The sequence below is a fragment of the Allofournierella sp. genome (genome assembly GCF_048388525.1).
Taxonomy (GTDB): Bacteria; Bacillota; Clostridia; order Oscillospirales; family Ruminococcaceae; genus BQOK01.
This window is the reverse complement of the sequence record NZ_DBGCTQ010000124.1, coordinates 1-4,736: the sequence shown is the minus strand read 5'-3', so window position 1 is coordinate 4,736 and position 4,736 is coordinate 1. Positions and strand designations below refer to the sequence as shown.

Sequence of the window (4,736 nt, the reverse complement as noted above, 5' to 3'; positions counted from 1 at the left end):
CACAAAAAACCTGGGCGCACGGCTTCTTTCAGTACTTAAAAAGACGGGAAGCTACCTGGGGGGCGCGCTGCTCACGGGCTGGCGCGAACTCACCGCCCCCTTTACCCGGTTTTGGAGCGGAATCAAAAATATCAATGCCCTGATCCGGCAGGAAAAGCAGCAGACCGGCCGGGGCCACGCCCTGAAGGAGGGGCTGCTGTATTTTGGCCGCGGGGTGAGGCTGTACTTCCCGCTGCTGCGTGCGTCGGTGGCGTATGTGATCCCGGTGTGCGCGCTGGCGCTGTTTGTGTACACGGTGAACGCGGTGCTGAGCTACAACTACATCCTGGCGGTGGAGGTGGACGGCCGGGTGGTGGGCTATGTGGAGAGCGAGCAGGTGTTCGATGCAGCGAAGGCGGAGGTGGCGCAGCGCATCAAGCCGGTGGAAGGCGAGGAGGTGGAGTGGAGCATCACGCCCTCGTACACACTGGCGGTATCGGACCACACGCTGGACGAAAACGCGATGGCGGACGCGATTTTGCAGGCCTCGAGCAGCGAGATCGTGCCGGGGACGGCGCTGTATGTAAACGACCAGCTGGTGGCGGTTACCACCGAGGGGGAAAAGCTGGAGCAGGCGATCGAGGAGATCAAGGCGCCGTACGAGGACCCGGGCAACGAGAACCTGCGGGTGGAGTTCAACAAAGAGGTGCGGGTGGACGAGGGGATTTACCTGACCAGCCACATCACGGACTGCGACAACATTGTGGAGCTGCTGCACGGCGAGGAGCAGGGGCAAGTGAGCTACATTATCAAAAGTGGGGATACGCCCAGCGGGGTGGCCTCGCAGTTTGGGCTTTCCACCCAGCAGCTGCAGAACATGAACCCGGAATACGATATGGGCAAATACTTCTGGCCCGGCGATGAGCTGCTGATCAGCCGCGCCCAGCCGTACCTGGAGGTGCGGCGGATCGAAACGGTGACTTTTGAGCAGGCTACTTCGCTGCCCACGATCTACGAGGATTCTGACGAAGTGGCTTTTGGCACTACCAAGACGGTGCAGGAGGCGGAAGACGGGCTGGATCAGGTGACCGAGGAGTGGGTGTATTACGGCGATTCGGCCGCCCCCAACGAGAAGACCGAGATCGAGCGCGTGACCCTGAAGGAGCCGGTGGCGAAAAAGGTGCTGCGGGGCAAAAAGCTGGCCAACGGCCAGCTGGCGCAGACCGGCAGCGGCACCCTGCTGTGGCCGGTGCCGAACTACAAATATGTGAGCCGCTGGATGAGCAGCTACCACAAGGGCGCAGACATCTGCGCGGCCTATGGCAGCCCCATTTACGCGGCGGACAGCGGCGTGGTGGTGACTGCCGGTTGGCACTACAGCTACGGCAACTACGTGATCATCGACCACGGCAACGGCTACCGCACCCTTTACGCCCATGCAAGCCGTTTGGCGGTGAGCTACGGACAGGCGGTGAGCCAGGGCCAGGTGATCGCCTATGTGGGCTCCACCGGCAATTCCACCGGCAATCACTGCCACTTTGAGGTGTACGTGAACGGCGTGCGCCGCAGCGCCCGGGAGTGGTTCGGCGGGATGTAACCGCTTTTCAGGCAAAAGAAAATGCCCGGCCCGGGAAAGGGACGGGCATTTTTTGTGCCCGTTGGCAGAAATGCCCTGGTTTTTGCGCGAAAACCTCGAAAAGCGGCGGATTGTGGCGTGCGTTTGGGCATATATGTTACAATTTAGGCAAATAATATGGCCGAGGGTTTCTTTTTTTGAAGGTCTGGTGTATAATAAAACAGTTGTGATGCCACCTGGGGCCTGGGACAGGCCCGGACGAGCGCGCAAAGGAGAGAGTGTTTCATTGGAGAAATTTGTGATCAACGGGGGCAAGCCCCTGACCGGCGAGGTTTCCATCAGCGGCGCAAAGAACGCGGCGGTGGCGATCCTGCCCGCCACCATTCTGGCGGCGGACAAATGCGTGATCGAAAACCTGCCTGCCATCAGCGATGTCACCGTGTCGCTGCAGATCCTGAGCGCCTTGGGCGCGCGGGTGCGCATGCTCAATAAAAACACCTACGAGATCGACACCACCCATGTGTGCTGCACGGAAGTGCCGGATGATCTCTCCCGCCAGATGCGGGCCAGTTATTACTTTTTGGGCGCGCTGCTGGGCCGGTTTGGCTCGGCGCAGGTGGCCATGCCCGGCGGCTGCAACCTGGGGCCCCGCCCCATCGACCAACACCTGAAGGCTTTTTGCGCTTTGGGGGCGCGCGACTCGGTGGAGTACGGCATGATCAACGTGAGCGGCGAAGAGCTTGCGGGCGCGCATGTGTTCTTTGATACTGTGTCGGTGGGGGCTACCATGAACGCCATGCTCAGCGCCGTGCTGGCCGGGGGCCAGACCGTGCTGGAAAATGTGGCCAAAGAGCCCCACATTGTGGATCTGGCAAACTTTTTGAACATGATGGGCGCCGATGTGCGCGGCGCGGGCACCGACGTGATTAAGGTCCGCGGCCGCGAGGCGCTGCACGGCTGCACCTACTCCATCATTCCGGATCAGATCGAGGCCGGCAGTTACATGGTTGCGGCCGCCATCACCGGCGGCAATGTGCTCATCAAAAACGTCATTCCAAAGCATCTGGAGCCCATCACTGCCAAGCTGGAGCTGGCGGGCGCAACGGTGGAGGAATACGACGACGCGGTGCGGGTATACCGCACGGGCGATCTGGCAGCCACCAAGATCAAGACCATGCCGCACCCCGGCTTCCCCACGGATATGCAGCCGCTGATGACCGTGCTGCTCAGCGTGGCCCAGGGCACCTCCATCATCACCGAGGGCATATGGGAGAACCGCTTCCGCTATGTGGACGAGCTGGTGCGCATGGGGGCGAACATTCAGGTGGACGGGCAGGTGGCGGTGATCGAAGGCGTGCAGGAGCTGCAGCCTGCTCCGCTGCGCGCTTCCGACCTGCGGGCCGGCGCGGCCCTGGTGATGGCGGCGCTGGCGGCCCGGGGGACCAGCGAGATCGACGAGGTCAGCCACATCGAGCGCGGTTACGAGAGCCTGGTGGAAAAGCTCCAGGGGCTCGGCGCGGACATTCGGCGGGAGGAAAAAGCCTCCGCCGTGCTGCCCCAGGCGCTGTAAACAGAGTTTCGCGGGGCCGCGCTCTCTTTGGGGCAGCGCGGCCCCGCTTCATTTCTTTCCGGGCGGGGCGCCCGTATTCTAGAACAGCGAGGAAGATCCATGGCTCTCTTCACTTCTTTATACTCCGGGTCCTCCGGAAACTGCTCGGTGGTGCGCTGCGGCGCGGAATACCTTGTAATCGACATGGGCAAAAGCTGCCGGGCAACCCTGAACGCGCTCAAGGAGCTGGGGCTGCCGGTGGCGGCCATGCGGGGGGTGCTGGTGACCCACGAACACTCGGATCACATCCAGGGCCTGAATGTGTTTTTAAAGCACTACAGCGTGCCGGTGTACGGCAGCGCCGCCACGCTGGACGATCTGGACGGGCTGGGGGTAACGCCGCCCTGTGCCGAGTGTATTGCCATTGAGGGGCGCACCGAGCAGGTGGGAGGGTTTGAGGTCACGGCCTTTCCCACCAGCCACGATGTGCCGTGCTGCGGCTATCGCATCACCGCGCCGGACGGCGCGGTGATGGCCATTGCCACCGATCTGGGCCAACTCACGCCCGAGGTGCACACCGCCCTTTCCGGGGCAGCACTGGTGGCGCTGGAGGCAAATTACGATTTGTATAGTTTGCGCTATGGGTCCTACCCGTATTACTTAAAAAGGCGCATCGAATCGCCCCGGGGCCACCTGGACAACGCCGAGTGCGCCGCAAAGATCCTGGAATTGGTGCAGGAGGGCTGCGAAAAGTTTGCGCTGTGCCACCTGAGCAAGGAGAACAACACCCCCGCGCTGGCGCTGGGCGCAGTGCAAAAAGCGCTTTTGGCGGCGGGGGTCGTGCCGGGGCCGGAGGTGCAGGTGCAGGCCCTGCGCCGCAGCGAGCCCAGTGAGTGGATGGAGTTTTAAAGGATGCAGAAGATCGACCTGATCTGCGTGGGCAAGCTGAATGCAGCCTACTGCGCGGCCGGTGTGGCCGAGTATCAAAAGCGCCTGGGCGCCCTGTGCGATTTCCGCATTGTGGAGCTGCCCGAGGCGGCCATCGCTGAAAAGAATGCCGGCGGGGCGGTGATCCAGAGGGCGCTGGAAAAAGAGGGGCAGGCCATTCTGGCCAGCGTGCGAAAAGGCGCGTATCTGGTGGCGCTGTGCGTGGAGGGCAAGCCGATTTCCAGCGAGGAGCTGGCCGCACTGGTGGCGCAGAGGGCGCTGGGCGGCGCAGGCGATATCGCGTTTGTGATCGGCTCTTCCCACGGGCTGGCGCCGCAGGTGAAAGCCGCGGCGCACCAGCGGGTCAGCCTGGGGCGCATCACGCTGCCCCACCAGCTTGCGCGGCTGGTGCTCACCGAGCAGATCTACCGCGCCTTTGCCATCAACAGCCACAGCAAATACCACAAATGAACGGCGGCCCTTTTGGAATGCTTTGTGGGCTGCCGGCTTTGAAATGTTCACGGTTTTCTGCTAAAATGGAACCAACCTATAAAAGGGAGGGACAGCAGTTGAAACGGACGCTGGTTTTTTTACTTACGGCCTGCCTGGCGCTGGGCCTTGCAGGGTGCGGCAAACCAGCCGGGCAGACCGGCCCGGCGTCGGCCTCGCCCAGTGCTTCGTCCGGCGCTGGAGCCCCGGCAGCCA

General features: G+C 62.5%; 4 protein-coding genes. All 4 read left to right on the top strand.

Annotation, left to right across the window (positions count from 1 at the left end; all coding sequences use genetic code 11):
* Positions 1–1,576: peptidoglycan DD-metalloendopeptidase family protein (locus ACMLHZ_RS15240; RefSeq protein WP_418668519.1), on the top strand; the 1,576-nt coding region annotated here is incomplete at its 5' end.
* A gap of 265 nt (positions 1,577–1,841) precedes the next feature.
* Entirely contained in the window at positions 1,842–3,125 is a 1,284-nt protein-coding gene (locus ACMLHZ_RS15235; protein WP_418668518.1) for a UDP-N-acetylglucosamine 1-carboxyvinyltransferase, read from the top strand.
* 99 nt (positions 3,126–3,224) lie between these two features.
* Positions 3,225–4,013 carry an MBL fold metallo-hydrolase gene (locus ACMLHZ_RS15230; protein ID WP_418668517.1) on the top strand — a complete coding sequence of 263 codons (789 nt, stop codon included), beginning with the start codon at positions 3,225–3,227 and terminating at the stop codon, positions 4,011–4,013.
* Positions 4,014–4,016: 3 nt separating this feature from the next.
* The gene (locus ACMLHZ_RS15225) at positions 4,017–4,502 is read left to right on the top strand and encodes a 23S rRNA (pseudouridine(1915)-N(3))-methyltransferase RlmH (RefSeq protein ID WP_418668516.1); all 486 of its coding nucleotides are present in this window, start codon (positions 4,017–4,019) and stop codon (positions 4,500–4,502) included.
* The last annotated feature ends 234 nt before the right edge of the window (positions 4,503–4,736 follow it).